This is a genomic window from Actinomadura sp. 7K534 (assembly GCF_004348575.1).
GTDB lineage: Bacteria > Actinomycetota > Actinomycetes > Streptosporangiales > Streptosporangiaceae > Spirillospora > Spirillospora livida.
Genome location: NZ_SMKB01000045.1, coordinates 25,454 through 39,795 on the forward strand (window position 1 = coordinate 25,454; position 14,342 = coordinate 39,795).

Sequence of the window (14,342 nt, forward strand, 5' to 3'; positions counted from 1 at the left end):
GGAAGGGCGCCCCATGGCCGGTCCCGGGGATATAGCATTCAAGATCGCGGCCGCTGAAAGTGCGCGGGTACTTCGCACCCGCTTCAGCCGGCCCGGTGCTCCGCCGACCCATCGGACTCTTCGAGAGGAAATCCAACGATGACCCAGACGTCACCACCGCCGCGGCACGACGCCGGGAACTCGCGCGAGGTCGACGCGGTAGTGGTGGGTGCTGGACTGTCCGGTCTCTACATGTTGCACAAGCTGCGGGGTCTCGGCCTGTCCGTGCAGGTCTGCGAGAAGGGCGAGGGGATCGGCGGCACGTGGTTCTGGAACCGGTATCCCGGGGCGCGCGTCGACGTGAAGAGCCTTGATTACGCCTACTCGTTCGACCCCGCGCTGGAGCAGGAATGGGAGTGGACGGAGAAGTACCCGGCCCAGGAGGAGCTGCTCCGGTACATCGACCACGTCGCCGACCGGTTCGGCCTGCGGCCGCACATCCGGCTCCGGACGCGGGTGACCGGGGCCGCGTTCGACGAGGAGACCGGGCGCTGGGAGGTGCGCACCGACCGCGGCGACCGGCTGTCGGCCCAGTACCTGGTCATGGCGACCGGCTGCCTGTCCACGCCGAGGCTGCCGGACCTGCCGGGCCTGGACGCCTTCGGCGGCGAGTGGTACCACACCGGCGACTGGCCGGAGGAGGGCGCGGACTTCACCGGGAAAAGGGTCGCGGTGATCGGTACGGCGTCCTCGGGCGTGCAGATCATCCCGCTGATCGCCGAGCAGGCCGCGCAATTGACGGTGTTCCAGCGCACGCCCAATTTCGTGATACCCGCCAACAACCATCCACTCGACCCCGAAACGCAGCGGGCGGTGAAGGAACGGTACGCCGAAGTGCGCAAGGCGAACCGCGAGTCCGGGTTCGGAGTCGCATTCCCGGAGGCGACAAAGGGCGCGATGGAGGTGCCGGACGACGAGCGCGACGCCTACTACCGGAAAGTCTGGTACGACAAGGACAACAGCCTCGTCAGCCTGCTCAGCGGCTACAACGACCTGATCATCAGCAAGGAGTCCAACGACACCATCGCGCAGTTCGTCCGCGACCGGATCGCCGAGGTCGTCAACGATCCGGAGGTGGCCGAGGAACTGCAGCCCAGGGACCATCCGCTGGGCGCCAAACGCCCCTGCCTGGGCACGAACTACTACGAGACCTATAACCTGCCGCACGTCCGCCTGGTGAACGTCCGCAGGACGCCGCTCGCCGAGGTCACCCCCACCGGCATCCGCACGTCGGAAGAGGAATTCGCCTTCGACGCGGTGGTGTTCGCGACCGGGTTCGACGCGATCACCGGCGCGCTCACGGCCGTCGACATCCGCGGGCGGGGCGGGGTCCGGCTCGCCGAGAAGTGGGCGGAGGGCCCGCGCACCTATCTGGGGCTCGCCGTGGCCGGGTTCCCGAACCTGTTCACGATCACCGGCCCCGGCAGCCCGTCCGTGCTGTCCAACATGATGGTCTCCATCGAGCAGCACGTGGAGTGGGTGGGCGACGCGATCGCCGCGCTGCGGTCCCGGGGCGAGCGGACGATCGAGGCCACGCCCGAGGCCGAGGACGCCTGGACCCGGCACGTCGGCGAGGTCGCCCAGGCGACGCTCTACCCGGCCGCCGACTCCTGGTACATGGGCTCGAACGTGCCGGGCAAGCCCCGGGTGTTCATGCCCTATCCCGCCGGCGTCGGCGTGTACCGGCAGAAGTGCGACGAGGTCGCCGCCGCAGGCTACGAGGGATTCCGGCTGGCCGGCTGACCCCGGCTCCCGGCGCCCCCTGCCGCCTCCCGGGGCGGCAGGGGGCTTTGCGCCTTCACGGCCGAGTGCCGCCGACGAACCCTTGTAAAAGGTAGTACCTTTGCGGCAGGGTGTCGGTACGCGCCCGGGCCGGCCGGGCCCGAACTCGGCGGAGGCGCCCGTGGAAGCCATCGACCCACAGTTCGGCACGCTCACGCTGCTGCTGATCGCGGCCGGCGCCGTGGCGCTGCTGCTCTTCCTGATCATGAAGCTGAAGCTGCACGCCTTCATCTCGCTGGTCCTGGTGAGCGTGCTGACGGCCGTCGCCGTGGGTTTCCCGCCCGGCGACATCCCCGACGTGCTGATGTTCGGGTTCGCCGACACGATCGGCTCGGTCGCGCTGCTGGTCGCCTTCGGCGTCATGCTCGGGCGGCTGCTGGAGGTGACGGGCGGCGCGCAGACGCTCGCGGACACGCTCATCGGCCGGTTCGGCGAGAGACGGGCACCGCTGGCACTGGGCGTCGCGTCCCTGCTGTTCGGGTTCCCGATCTTCTTCGATGCCGGGCTCGTCATCTTCGTCCCGATCATCCTGACCGTGGCGCGCCGCTTCGGCGGCTCCGTGCTCTACTACGCGCTGCCCGCGGCGGGCGCGTTCGCCGCGATGCACGCGGTCGTCCCGCCGCACCCCGGGCCCGTCGCCGCGGCGAACCTGATCGGCGCCAACGTGGGGCTGACGCTGCTCGTCGGCATCCCGGTCGCGGTGGTGGCGTGGTACGTCGGCGTCATGCTGGTCTCCCGCTTCCTCGCCGGCCGGGTCGACGTGCCGGTGTCGGACGTGGTCTTCGGCGAGATCCAGGACGGCGAGGACGCGGAGAAGCCCGGCTGGCGGCAGCCGTCCTTCGCCACGGTGCTCACGCTGCTGCTCATCCCGCTGGTGCTGATCTCGTTCAACACGGTGCTCTCGACGCTGGTCGAGACCGGCGTGCTCGCCGAGGGGCGGGACTGGGTCGGCTTCCTGAGCCTGCTCGGCATCACGCCGGTGGCCCTGCTGATCACGGTCCTCGTCGCGATCCTGGTGCTCGGCCGGCCCAACGCGTCGATGGCCACCGTCAGCAAGATCCTCGACCAGGCCCTGGGTCCGGTGTGCGCCATCATCTTGATCACCGGCGCGGGCGGCATGTTCGGCGGGGTGCTGGAGCTCAGCGGCATCGGCGACGCGCTGAGCGGCAGCCTGTCCGACCTCGGCATCTCGCTGATCCTGCAGGCCTTCATCATCGCGACCCTGCTGCGCGTCGCGCAGGGCTCGGCGACCGTCGCGCTGACCACGACCGGCGGGCTGATCGCAGGGGCGGTCGGCGACGCCGGCCTCTCCGACTTCAAGCTCACGCTCCTCGTGATCGCCATCGCGGCCGGCGCCACCGTGCTCTCGCACGTGAACGACTCCGGGTTCTGGCTGGTGAGCCGGCTGTTCGGCATGGACGAGAAGACCACCCTGAAGACCTGGACCGTCATCGAGACGACGCTCGGGCTGACGGTGTTCGCGATCGCCTCGCTGCTGTGGCTGGTCACCTGAGCGCGGCCGGTCAGGACGCGGGGGCGCCGTCCCCGCCGAGGCGGCCCATCTCGTCGGTGACCTCGACGCAGATCGCCGTCATCGCCGCCCTGGCGACCTCGCATTCGCCGCCGGCGACGGCCTCGGCCACCACGAGGTGGAGCCGGCGCGCCTCGGGCTTGGGCCGCGCCGGCATCAGCCGGTGGAGGGTGCGCCCGCGCAGCACCTCCTCCACGACGTTGGCGAGGCCCGCGAACATCACGTTCCCCGACGCTTCGAGGAGCAGCCGGTGGTAGGCGATGTCGTGTTCGAGGAACGCGGCCAGGTCGCCGGCCTCGCCCGCCGCCTCCAGGGCCGCGCCGAGCTCGGCGATCCTGTCCCGCTGGCGGCCGTCCGCGTGCCGGGCGGCCAGCGCGGCGGCGGGCGGCTCGATCGCGGTGCGCAGCTGGGAGAGCTGGTGCAGGTGGGCGCCGCGCTCCGGCCCGGCGAGCCGCCACCTGATCACGGCGCGGTCGTAGGAGTCCCACTCGTCCTTCGGCAGCACCGTGACGCCGGTCCGCCGGCGGCTGGACACCAGCCGCATCGACGCGAGGACCTGCACCGCCTCCCGGGCGACGGTCCGCGACACGCCGAACTCCTGCTGCACCCATTCGAGATTGACCGTCGACCCCGGCGCCAGCGAGCCCGAGATGATCAGCGGCCCGAGCCTGGCGAGCACCTCCTCGTGCAGAGTCGACATGGCCGCCAGAGTACCCGCGGACGGAGAAGCCCATGATCGCAAGCGTCCACATCGTGGTGATGGGGGTGTCCGGATGCGGCAAGAGCACGATCGCGCGCCGGCTGCGGGACGGGTTCGGCCTGAAGATGGCCGAGGCCGACGATTTCCACCCGCCCGCGAACATCGCGAAGATGTCCGGCGGCGAGCCGCTGACCGACGACGACAGATGGCCGTGGCTGGAGGCGCTCGCCCGCTGGACGGCCGACCAGCGAGCCGCCGGGACGTCCACGGTCCTCGCCTGCTCGGCCCTCAAGCGTTCCTACCGCGACGTGCTCCGCGCCCCGGTGCCCGACACCTACTTCCTCCACCTGCACGGTGCCGAGGAACTGCTGCTCGAACGGATGCGGAGCCGCGACCACTTCATGCCGCCCACCCTGCTGCGCTCCCAGTTCGAGACCCTGGAACCACTCGAACCGGACGAGCACGGCGCCCTCCTCGACGTCGCACCACCGGTCGACGAGGTCGCCCGCCAAGCCACGCAGCTGATCCGCCCGCTCTTCCCCTCCGACCACGCCGGCACCCGCGACTGACACGCCGGGACCCGGTGTGCCCGCAGGCGCGGTTCGCAGGCACACCGGACGTCTGCGCAGGCGGGGCCTGCGGACGGGAAGGCCGGTGACGGTGCGGCCGATGACCGGGCGCGCATCTCCCTGGATGTGCAAACGCCAGGGCGGGACTTCACGTCGCCCCCTCGCGCGCCCGGCAGGCGCTTATCGCAGGCGCCAAGACCGCGGTGGTGTATTTCGCTCAGCGGCCGGGGCCGTCTAACGGCGGGCTCCTTCGTGGCGGGGGTCTGCCGGTATCAGGTGGGCCCTCACCGGGTCCCCTCGAACCCGGCCTGGTAGCCGGCGGGGATGCTGGACGAGCTGCTCGCCGCCCGCCGGGTTCGCCCTGCGGTCGACCCGGTGCGCCCGCTGGGCGCGGGCAGCGGGCGCACCGGGCGTCTGCGCAGGCCGGGCTAGCGGACGGGGAGGCCGGTTACGGTGCGGCCGATGACGAGGCGCTGGATCTCGCTGGTGCCTTCGAAGATGGTGAAGATCTTGGCGTCCCGGTGCATGCGCTCGACCGGGTACTCGCGGGTGTAGCCGTTGCCGCCGAGGATCTGGATGGCCTCCTCGGTGACGTTGACGGCCATCTCGCTCGCCATGAGCTTGGCCATCGAGCCCTCGGCGTTCTCGAAGTCCTTGCCGGTGCGGGCCATCCAGGCGGCCCGCCACACCATGAGGCGGGCGGCGTCCACCCGGCACTTCATGTCGGCGAGCTTGAACGCGATGGCCTGGAAGTCGCCGATCTTGCGGCCGAACTGCTCGCGCTCGCGCGCGTACTGCAGGGCGTAGTCGTAGGCGGCGCGGCCGACGCCGATGGCCATCGCGCCGACCGACGGGCGAGTGGTCTCGAACGTCTTCAGCGCGGCCTGGCCCTTGGAGCTCTTGCCCTCGCGGGCGCGCGCGATGCGCTCGTCGAACCGGTCCTTGCCGCCGATGATCAGGCGGCTCGGGACGCGCACGTCCTCGAGGATCACCTCGGCGGTGTGCGAGGCGCGGATGCCGTGCTTCTTGAACTTCTGGCCCTGCCGCAGGCCCGGCGTGTTCGGCGGGACGATGAAGCTGCCCTGGCCGCGGCTGCCGAGCTCGGGGTGCACCGACGCCACGATGATGTGGACGTCGGCGATGCCGCCGTTGGTGGCCCAGGTCTTGGTGCCGTTCAGGACCCACTCGTCCTTGGCCTCGTCGTAGACGGCGCGGGCGCGGATGGCGCCGACGTCGCTGCCCGCGTCGGGCTCGGAGGAGCAGAAGGCGCCGAGCTTGACGTCGTCGGGGGTGCCGAACATCTGCGGGACCCACTCGGCGACCTGCTCCGGGGTGCCCACGGCGGCGACGGACGCGGCGGCGAGGCCGGTCCCGACGATGGACAGCCCGATGCCGGCGTCACCCCAGAAGATCTCCTCGAACGCCACCGGGATGCCGAGCCCGGTCGGCTCCAGCCACTGCGTGGCGAAGAAGTCGAGCGAGTAGAGGCCGACTTTGGAGGCCTCCTGGATCAGCGGCCAGGGCGTCTCCTCGCGTTCGTCCCACTCCTCGGCCGCGGGACGGATGACGTCCCGGGCGAACTCGTGCACCCAGTCCCTGACTTCGCGAACGTCCTCACTGGGCTCCAGCGAGAACGGCGCCGGTTCGCTCGTCATGATTAATAGACCCTCTCTCCAATAATCGTGTTACCAACGGTAGCACCATCTGGAGTTACCGGAGGTAACACCGTGGGCCGAGTCACAGGTTTTTCAGCCGCGCCCGGGAGAGAAGGAGCGCGCGGCGGCGTAGCCGGGCACCTCGGCCATCGGGGGCCGCTCCCCCACCGCGACGTCGGCGGTGCGGGCTTCGTACCCGTCCGGGCCGCGGTGGAAGCGGGTCAGCGCGGTCGCGGGCGCCTCCAGGGGCATCATCCGGCCATGCCGCTCCAGCCGCGACCAGGCGGTCAGCATGATCTGCCCGGACATCTCGCCGAGGGCCTCGGTCGACTGGTGGGCGTGCACCCGGCGCCCCAGGTCGACCTGCGCGATCGCGTCCAGGCCGGAGTCGTGGTAGACGTCAAGGAGTAGGCCGAGCTCCACGCCGTAGCCGGTGACGAACGGCAGCCGCTCCAGCAGCGCGCGGCGTCCGGCGTACTCGCCGCCGAGCGGCTGCATGACGCCGGCGAGCAGCGGCCAGTGCAGGTTGATCAGGGGCCGGGCGACGAGCTCGGTCACCCGGCCGCCGCCGCCCTCGACGCGCCGGTCCCCCTCGACGAACGGGCGGTCGTAGCAGCCCTTGACGTAGCCGACGGACGGGTCGGTGAGCAGCGGCCCGAGCAGCCCGGTCACGTAGGACGGGGTGAACTCGCGCAGGTCCGCGTCCACGAAGACGACCAGGTCGCCGGACGTCGCGGCCAGCGACTTCCACAGCGCCTCGCCCTTGCCGGACATGCGGCCCTCCTCCGGCAGGACGGCGTCCTGGACGACGACCTCGGCGCCCGCCGCGGCGGCCACGGCGGCGGTCCGGTCGCGGGACCGGGAGTCGACCACGACGATCTCGTCCACCAGCGGGGTCCGCTCGACCAGCTCGGTGCGGATGGCCGCCACGATGGCGCCGACCGTGGCCTCCTCGTCGCGCGCCGGCAGCACGACGCTGATCCTGGTGTCGCCCTTGGCGCCGAGCAGCAGCCGCGGCGGCCAGTCCTCCGCCGTGCTCGTGCGGCGGCGCAACCACGACGCGACCTCAGGCAGCACGCGCTCTCCCTCCCGTGCGGACCGTCCCCGGACCGGGCGTCCCCCTCACCTATCAGGAACGCCAGATCCTCCCAGATCATTCACCGCCGGGACGGGAGACAGCAGACCGGCCCGAAGAGTTAACGCGGGGACAACACGGTCGTCATTCTGCGGCGTGCCGGTCCAGGAAGGCGTAGACGTCGGCCTCGTCCACCCCGGGGAAGGCCCCGGGCGGCAGGACCGACAGGACGTGCGAGTGCGCGCGGGCCGACGGCCAGGCCATGCCCTCCCAGCGGTCCGACAGCGTCTTCGGGGGGCGCTGGCAGCAGTCGCCGTCCGGGCAGGACGACCTGCGCCGCCGGGTCGTCTCCCGGCCGCGGAACCAGCGCGAGTCCTCGAACCGGACGCCCAGCGTGATCGCGAAGTCGCGCTCGTGGCTGGGGTCTATGTGCGACAGGCACCAGTACGTGCCCCGCGGGGTGTCGGTGTACTGGTAGTAGACCGAGAAGCGGTCCTCGGCGCCGAACACGTGGCGCCCGGCCCACTCGCGGCACATCCGCTGGCCCTCGATCGCACCGTCCTCGTCCTGGGGGAAGGCCAAACCGTCGTTGGCGTACGCCTTGTAGATCGTGCCGTTCTCGTCGTTCTTGGTGAAGTGGAGCTGCAGGTCCAGATGGTGGGTGGCGATGTTGGTGAAGCGGTGCGCGGCCATCTCGTAGGAGACGGAGAAGACGTCCGCGAGGTCCTCCACCGACAGCTCCCGCGCCGCCTTCGCCTCCTGCAGGAACGGGACGACGCTGCGCTCGGGCATCAGGATCGCGGCGCCGAAGTAGTTGGCCTCGACGCGCTGGCGCAGGAAGTCGGCGAAGTCGCGCGGCTGGTCGTGGTCGAGCGCGATGTGCCCGAGCGTCTGCAGCAGGATCGTCCGCGGCGTGTGCATGCCGAGCTGCTCGCGCTCCAGGTAGATCCGCCGGTTGCGCAGGTCGGTGACCGACCGCACGGAGCGCGGCAGGTCCTTGACGTACCGGAGGCTGAAGCCGAAGTGGCCGACCAGCGTCATCAGCAGGCCCTGGGACACCGCGCCGCGCCGGTAGCCGACGGCGTCGAGGGTCTGCGCCGCGACGGCCTCGATGTCGGCGAAGTGGTTGCCGCGCTCGTGCATCTGGCGGCGCAGCTCGGCGTTGGCCTTGCGCGCCTCCTCGGGGCTCGCGGTCGGTTTGGTCCGGCTGCGCTTCAGCTCCCCGTACAGCGCCAGGATGTGCTCGATGACCTCGTTCGGCATCCGCTTGCCGACCTTGAGGTGGGACAGCCCGAGCGTCCGGTAGAGCGGGTCGCGCTGCGCCTCCTCCAGCTCGATCTCCAGCTGGGCGCGGCGGCTGGGCGGCTGGCGCCGCAGCAGCTCCTCCACCGGGCACTCCAGCGCGGTGGCCAGCGACTGCAGCAGCGACAGCTTGGGCTCACGGCGCCCGTTCTCCAGCAGCGACAGCTGGGACGGCGCGCGCCCGACGCGCTCGCCGAGTTCCGCGAGCGTCAGGCCGCGGGCGCGGCGCAGGTGCCGGAGCCGCTGCCCGAACGTCACGAGATCTACGTCACTCGTCAAGTTGAGGGGTTCTTCTGGCCGCAAGGTCGTCACGGGTTCATGGTAGCGGAAATTTCGCAGTTCTTCTGTTACTCACGAGTTCATTAAGGGCTTGCGACCGGGGCATAGTCGATGCAAGCACCCAGGGGACGACACGGAAGGGCTGAGACGATGAGCGACAGTCGCCTCAAGGGCGCAGCCGAAGAGCTGCAGCGTCAGTGGGAGACCGATGCCCGCTGGCAGGGGATCGAGCGGACCTACACGGCCGAGGACGTCGTGCGGATCCGCGGTTCGGTCCAGGAGGAGCACACCCTCGCGCGCCTCGGCGCCGAGCGGCTCTGGAAGCTCCTGCGGGAAGAGGACTACGTCCACTCGCTCGGCGCGCTGACCGGCCTCCAGGCCGTCCAGCAGGTGAAGGCCGGGCTCAAGGCCATCTACCTGTCCGGCTGGCAGGTCGCGGCGGACGCCAACCTGGCGGGCCAGACCTACCCCGACCAGAGCATCTACCCGGCGAACTCGGTCCCGGCCGTCGTGCGCCGCATCAACAACGCGCTCCTGCGCGCCGACCAGGTCCAGTGGGCCGAGGGCGAGGGCGACACCCACTTCCTCGCGCCGATCGTGGCCGACGCGGAGGCCGGCTTCGGCGGCGTGCTGAACGCCTTCGAGCTGATGAAGGGCATGATCGCCGCGGGCGCCGCGGGCGTGCACTGGGAGGACCAGCTGGCCTCCGAGAAGAAGTGCGGCCACCTCGGCGGCAAGGTGCTGATCCCGACCTCGCAGCACATCAAGACCCTGAACACCGCCCGCCTCGCCGCGGACATCTCCAACGTGCCGTCCCTGATCATCGCGCGGACCGACGCCGAGGCCGCGACCCTGATCACGACGGACGTGGACGAGCGCGACCGCGAGTTCATCACCGGCGAGCGCACCCCGGAGGGCTTCTACCGGGTCCGCAACGGCATCGAGCCCTGCATCGCCCGCGCCAAGGCGTACGCGCCGTACTCCGACCTCATCTGGATGGAGACCGGCACCCCGGACCTGGAGCAGGCCCGTAAGTTCGCCGAGGCGGTCAAGGCCGAGTACCCGGACCAGATGCTGGCCTACAACTGCTCGCCGTCCTTCAACTGGAAGGCGCACCTGGACGACGCGACCATCGCCAAGTTCCAGCGGGAGCTCGGCCACATGGGCTTCAAGTTCCAGTTCATCACGCTGGCCGGCTTCCACGCGCTCAACTACGGCATGTTCGACCTGGCGCACGGCTACGCCCGCGAGGGCATGACCGCCTACGTCGACCTGCAGGAGCGCGAGTTCGCCGCGGCCGAGAAGGGCTTCACCGCGGTCAAGCACCAGCGCGAGGCCGGCACCGGCTACTTCGACATGGTGAGCACCGCGATCAGCCCGGACTCGTCCACCACCGCCCTGAAGGGCTCGACGGAAGAGGGCCAGTTCCACTGAGCCGCCGGCTCACCCGCTAGCCACCTTCCGGTCTGATCCCCCCGGACCCCGGAGGCCCCCGCGTTCCTACACCCGCGGGGGCCTTCTGGCGTTCCCGGGCACCCCGGGCGAGCGCGTACCGGTGGCTCAGAGCCCAGGACGAGGCGGCCCGGTCCTCGACGCCGGCCGGCGCTCCATGGCGGAGTAGAAGTCCGCGTCGGCCGGCTCCTCGTCGCGGCGGGAGCTCCAGCGGCGCGGTGCCCACGTCGGCATCAGCAGCGCGAACCCCATCATCGCGAACACGCCGGAGCCGAGCAGCATGCGCAGCCCGAAGTCCATGTCGCCGGCCGGCGGCACCTCCTCCGGCAGGGATAGGGCGCGCTCCGGGTCGACCAGGAAGTAGGCGGAGAAGCCCAGCAGGGCCAGCGCCGGGATCAGCGAGACCAGCGGCGACGCCCAGCGCGCGACGATGATCACGCCCATCACCAGGCCCACGGCGGCGAGCAGGGCGAACGCCCCGTAGATGCGGGTGCGGTCGGTGATCTCCTGTCCGGTGCCGCTGAAGGACTGGCCGGCCTGGACGTATCCCCAGGCCGCGCCGTACACCAGTGCGGGTGTCAGCAGGACGCCGAGGACGAAGCCGAACGCGTGGCGCACCGGGCATCACTTCCATTCGCATGCGCCCGCCGGGCGCGGGGGGAACCGATCGCGCCTCAATCAGAACATGCATATCAGGCATACCGCAGTAAATCCGTACTGATTACCGGGAGCGGCGCTCTCCCGGGCCGGCACGAGGGGTGCGGAAGGCGCGGCGGCGTCAACCTCGGGTCCTGGGACGGCGTCTAACAAGCAAGATCGTTACGGGCGTACGGGGGGACCCGGATGGTTCAGTTACTCGACCGTGCCGCTGACGCGCAGCTCCGCCGGCCGGGCGAGACCCGCACGACACGCGTGGTGGACGGCCTGTCCGACGCCGCCGTCGTGCTCTTCGCGGCCTGGACCGCCGTCTACCACGCCGGCCTGCTCCTCCGGGCGCCGACCTGGGCGCTGCTGCTGGCTTGGCTCGCCGCCGCGGGGGCGCTCGCCGCGCTCTGCGCGGCCGGCCGCGAGTGGTGGGACGGCGGCCCGCTCCGGCGGGAGAGGGCGCGCCCGGCGGCACCGCGCCCATCGCGGCCCCTGGCCGTGGTCGCGGTGGCGGCGGGTGCCGCGGCGGGGACGTGCGCGGGCCTGCACCCGTCCGGCGTCCCGTGGTGGTGCACCTGGGTCGCCGGGACGGTGGGCGTTTCCGCCGCCGCGGCGTTCCTCCTCCTCCGCGGCCGGGACGGGAACGGAAACGGGGACGGGGAGCACGGGGCCCGCGAGCACGCGGACGAGGACGCCGGTGCGGAGCCGGTCCGCCGGGGGACGCCGCTCGCGCTCCTCACCGGGGCCGGGTTCGCCGTCGCCTCCCTGTTCATCGTGAACTCCGACGGCGACGACGCCTACTTCGTCTCGCGCTCGGTCGCGACCGCCGCCACCGGCGAGATCCCCCTCAAGGACGTCATCTTCACCCCCGGCACGGCCGACGAGATCGCGGGCGAGCCGCCGATCGCCTCGATCGAGGTCCTCGCCGGGGCCCTGGCGCGGGTCTTCGGCGTCCCCGCCGCGTCGCTCCTCTGGTACCTGGTACTGCCCGCGGCCGTCTTCCTCGCCGTCTGGGCGCTCTGGCGGCTGGTCCGGGCGTGGGCGCCGCGCCGCGCCGCGCTCTGCTTCGCCGTGGCGGCGGCCTACCTGCTGCTGAGCGGCACGAGCCCGGCCTCGCTCGGCTCCTTCCACCTGCTGCGGATGTGGCAGGGCAAGGCGATGCTGGTGTCGGTGCTCGTGCCGCTGCTGTTCGTCTACCTGACCAGGTGGGCCGAGCGGCGCTCGCGGCGGGACCTCGCGCTGCTCGCCGCCGCCGGGATCGCCGGGGTCGGGCTGACCTCGTCGGCCGCGTTCGTCGTGCCCCTCGTCGCCGGGGCCGCCGCCGTCCCGCTGGTGGCCGCCGGCCGCGTCCGGACCGGCCTCGCCGCGTGCGCGGCCGCGGCCTACCCGATCGCCGCGGGCCTCGCGGTCATGCTGTTCAACGACGACACGAGCGTGGCCGGCAGGGTCCACGACGCCCCGTCCGCCTACGGGTGGGTCCTGTTGCAGGGGGCGCTCGGCGTGCTCGCCGGGTGCGCGCTGTGGCTGTCGCCCTGGACCGCCCGCCGCGGCGCGCCGGCGCTGATCGCCGCCGGGGTCGCGGCGGTGGTGACCGCCCTCGCCCTCCCCGGTGTGCTGGACGCGGCCGCGGACCTGTCCGGGGCGGGCCAGGTGCTCTGGCGGACGATGTGGGCCGTGCCCGCGCCCGTGCTGATCGGGCTGCTGGCCGCGGTGCGGATCCCCGCCGCGCGGCCGGGCCTCGCCCGGGTCGCCGCCGCCGTCCCCGCGGCCGCGCTCGCCGTGGCGCTGGCCGCGGGCGGGGTTCCGGTGTGGTCGGCGTCCAACGGCTCGGTCGTGGCGGCGCGCCCGTCGTGGAAGGTCTCGGGGAAGGCCGTCTGGACCGCGCGGGAGGTGGCCGCGCTGGCGGGGCCGGGCGGCCTGGTGCTCATGCCGTCCGCCGTGATGCGGGCCGTCCCGCTGCTGACCGTCGACACGCACGCGGTGAACCCCAACGGCCACTACCTGCGGAGCCTGCCCGTGCCGCGGGGGTTCATCGACGACCGCCGGGTGCTGACCGCGGCCGTCCGCCGCCCGTGGGGAGACAAGCCGCCCGCCGCCGAGGTGAGGGCCGCGCTGGAGCGCACCGGCGTGGACGTGGCGTGCGCGTGGCGGCGCGACGAGCGCGGGCTCGAACTGCTGCGGGCCGCCGGATACGGCGGCACCCGGCGCATCGGGCCGCTGAACTGCCTGGTGCCCCCCGGCCGCTGACCTCCGCGTGCCCGATTCATGGCATTCCGTTTTGAATGCATTGAGACGGGCATCGGCGTTGCGTTCGATCCGGCGCATGTTGGAGGAGACAATGTCCACCGCGATATGGGTCGTCATCGCCGTAGTAGTCGTCGCCGCGCTGGTCGCGGTCGTGTTCGTGGCCCGGTCCCGGGCGCAGACGCAAAGGCTGAAGCGGCGGTTCGGCCCCGAATACGACCGGGCGGTGCGCAGCGCGGGCGGCCGCGCGGCCGCCGAGCGGGAGCTGCGCTCCCGCGAGCAGCGCCATGAGGAACTGCAGCTGAAGGAGCTCGACCCGGCGCGGCGCGAGCAGTACCGCGAGCAGTGGGTCCGCGTCCAGGAGCGCTTCGTCGACACCCCCGAGGCGGCGGTGGAGCAGGCCAACGGCCTCGTCACCGTCGTGATGGGCGAGCGCGGCTACCCCACGCACGGCTTCGAGGAGAACGTGGCCCACCTGTCGGTCGAGCACGGCCGCACCATGGACCACTACCGCCGCGCCCACGCCATCAGCGGCCGGGCGGCGAACGGCGAGGCGTCCACCGAGGACCTGCGGCAGGCCATGCAGCACTACCGCGAGCTGTTCGAGGAACTGCTGGCCGTCCCCGCCGGCGAGGGGCACACCGGCACGGCGCCCGCGGCCGGCGCGGGCCACGACACCGGCGCGCAGCACGGCGCGCACCACGACACCCGACACGACACCCGACACGACCCGCGCCAGGACACCGGCGCGGCGCCCGGCACCGGCCGCACCGGCACCGGTCCCGCCACCGGGCAGGCCCCCGTGGCCGGGGAGGCGGGCCACGCGGCCGCCGCCGGACCGGCGGGACGCCGCGACGACCAGGCACCGAGGAGCTGACCCATGGAACACAGGCGACCCGACCACGCGCCGCCGGGCGGCGGCTCCACCACCGGCCCCCTCGCCGGCGAGCGCTCCCGGCCCGCCGGGACAGTGGGTCCGCGTCCAGGAGCGCTTCGTCGACACCCCCGAGGCGGCGGTGGAGCAGGCCAACGGCCTCGTCACCGTCGTGATGGGCGAGCGCGGCTACCC

The 14,342-nt window shown here is 72.2% G+C and carries 11 protein-coding genes; 6 read left to right on the forward strand and 5 right to left on the reverse strand.

Features of this window, described 5'->3' with window-relative positions; genetic code table 11:
• Nucleotides 1-138 precede the first annotated feature (138 nt).
• Together E1266_RS12280 and E1266_RS12285 are read left to right on the forward strand one after the other, a co-directional pair.
• Complete coding sequence (locus tag E1266_RS12280) at nucleotides 139-1,782, forward strand: NAD(P)/FAD-dependent oxidoreductase (protein WP_132046464.1); 1,644 nt, start codon at nucleotides 139-141, stop codon at nucleotides 1,780-1,782.
• A gap of 160 nt (nucleotides 1,783-1,942) precedes the next feature.
• Nucleotides 1,943-3,334, forward strand: coding sequence for a GntP family permease (locus E1266_RS12285; protein WP_132046465.1), 1,392 nt, complete (start codon nucleotides 1,943-1,945; stop codon nucleotides 3,332-3,334).
• Nucleotides 3,335-3,344: 10 nt separating this feature from the next.
• Here E1266_RS12285 and E1266_RS12290 read toward each other — a convergent pair whose 3' ends face one another.
• Complete coding sequence (locus E1266_RS12290; RefSeq protein WP_132046466.1) at nucleotides 3,345-4,052, reverse strand: FCD domain-containing protein; 708 nt, start codon at nucleotides 4,050-4,052, stop codon at nucleotides 3,345-3,347.
• A 32-nt stretch (nucleotides 4,053-4,084) separates the two neighbouring features.
• Between E1266_RS12290 and E1266_RS12295 the strand changes: the two genes are divergently transcribed.
• Nucleotides 4,085-4,621, forward strand: a complete 537-nt coding sequence (locus E1266_RS12295) for a gluconokinase (protein WP_132046467.1) — start codon at nucleotides 4,085-4,087, stop codon at nucleotides 4,619-4,621.
• Nucleotides 4,622-5,049: 428 nt separating this feature from the next.
• Here E1266_RS12295 and E1266_RS12300 read toward each other — a convergent pair whose 3' ends face one another.
• The 3 genes from E1266_RS12300 to E1266_RS12310 all read right to left on the reverse strand — a co-directional run bounded on the left by E1266_RS12300 (nucleotide 5,050) and on the right by E1266_RS12310 (nucleotide 8,932).
• Nucleotides 5,050-6,276 carry an acyl-CoA dehydrogenase family protein gene (locus tag E1266_RS12300; protein WP_132046468.1) on the reverse strand — a complete coding sequence of 409 codons (1,227 nt, stop codon included), beginning with the start codon at nucleotides 6,274-6,276 and terminating at the stop codon, nucleotides 5,050-5,052.
• A 93-nt stretch (nucleotides 6,277-6,369) separates the two neighbouring features.
• Entirely contained in the window at nucleotides 6,370-7,353 is a 984-nt protein-coding gene (locus E1266_RS12305) for a glucosyl-3-phosphoglycerate synthase (protein ID WP_132046469.1), read from the reverse strand.
• A 142-nt stretch (nucleotides 7,354-7,495) separates the two neighbouring features.
• Nucleotides 7,496-8,932 carry a helix-turn-helix domain-containing protein gene (locus E1266_RS12310; RefSeq protein ID WP_132046470.1) on the reverse strand — a complete coding sequence of 479 codons (1,437 nt, stop codon included), beginning with the start codon at nucleotides 8,930-8,932 and terminating at the stop codon, nucleotides 7,496-7,498.
• Nucleotides 8,933-9,082: 150 nt separating this feature from the next.
• Between E1266_RS12310 and aceA the strand changes: the two genes are divergently transcribed.
• Nucleotides 9,083-10,366: an isocitrate lyase gene (gene aceA / locus E1266_RS12315; RefSeq protein ID WP_132046471.1), complete on the forward strand. Its 1,284-nt coding sequence runs from the start codon at nucleotides 9,083-9,085 to the stop codon at nucleotides 10,364-10,366.
• A gap of 126 nt (nucleotides 10,367-10,492) precedes the next feature.
• Here the strand turns inward: aceA and E1266_RS12320 are convergent, their stop codons facing one another.
• Entirely contained in the window at nucleotides 10,493-11,002 is a 510-nt protein-coding gene (locus tag E1266_RS12320; protein ID WP_207945591.1) for a hypothetical protein, read from the reverse strand.
• 225 nt (nucleotides 11,003-11,227) lie between these two features.
• On the opposite strand from E1266_RS12320, the gene E1266_RS12325 reads away from it, so the two are divergent.
• Together E1266_RS12325 and E1266_RS12330 are read left to right on the forward strand one after the other, a co-directional pair.
• Entirely contained in the window at nucleotides 11,228-13,276 is a 2,049-nt protein-coding gene (locus E1266_RS12325) for a DUF6077 domain-containing protein (RefSeq protein ID WP_132046472.1), read from the forward strand.
• 91 nt (nucleotides 13,277-13,367) lie between these two features.
• On the forward strand, nucleotides 13,368-14,150 hold the full coding sequence (locus tag E1266_RS12330) for a hypothetical protein (RefSeq protein WP_207945593.1): 783 nt from the start codon (nucleotides 13,368-13,370) through the stop codon (nucleotides 14,148-14,150).
• The last annotated feature ends 192 nt before the right edge of the window (nucleotides 14,151-14,342 follow it).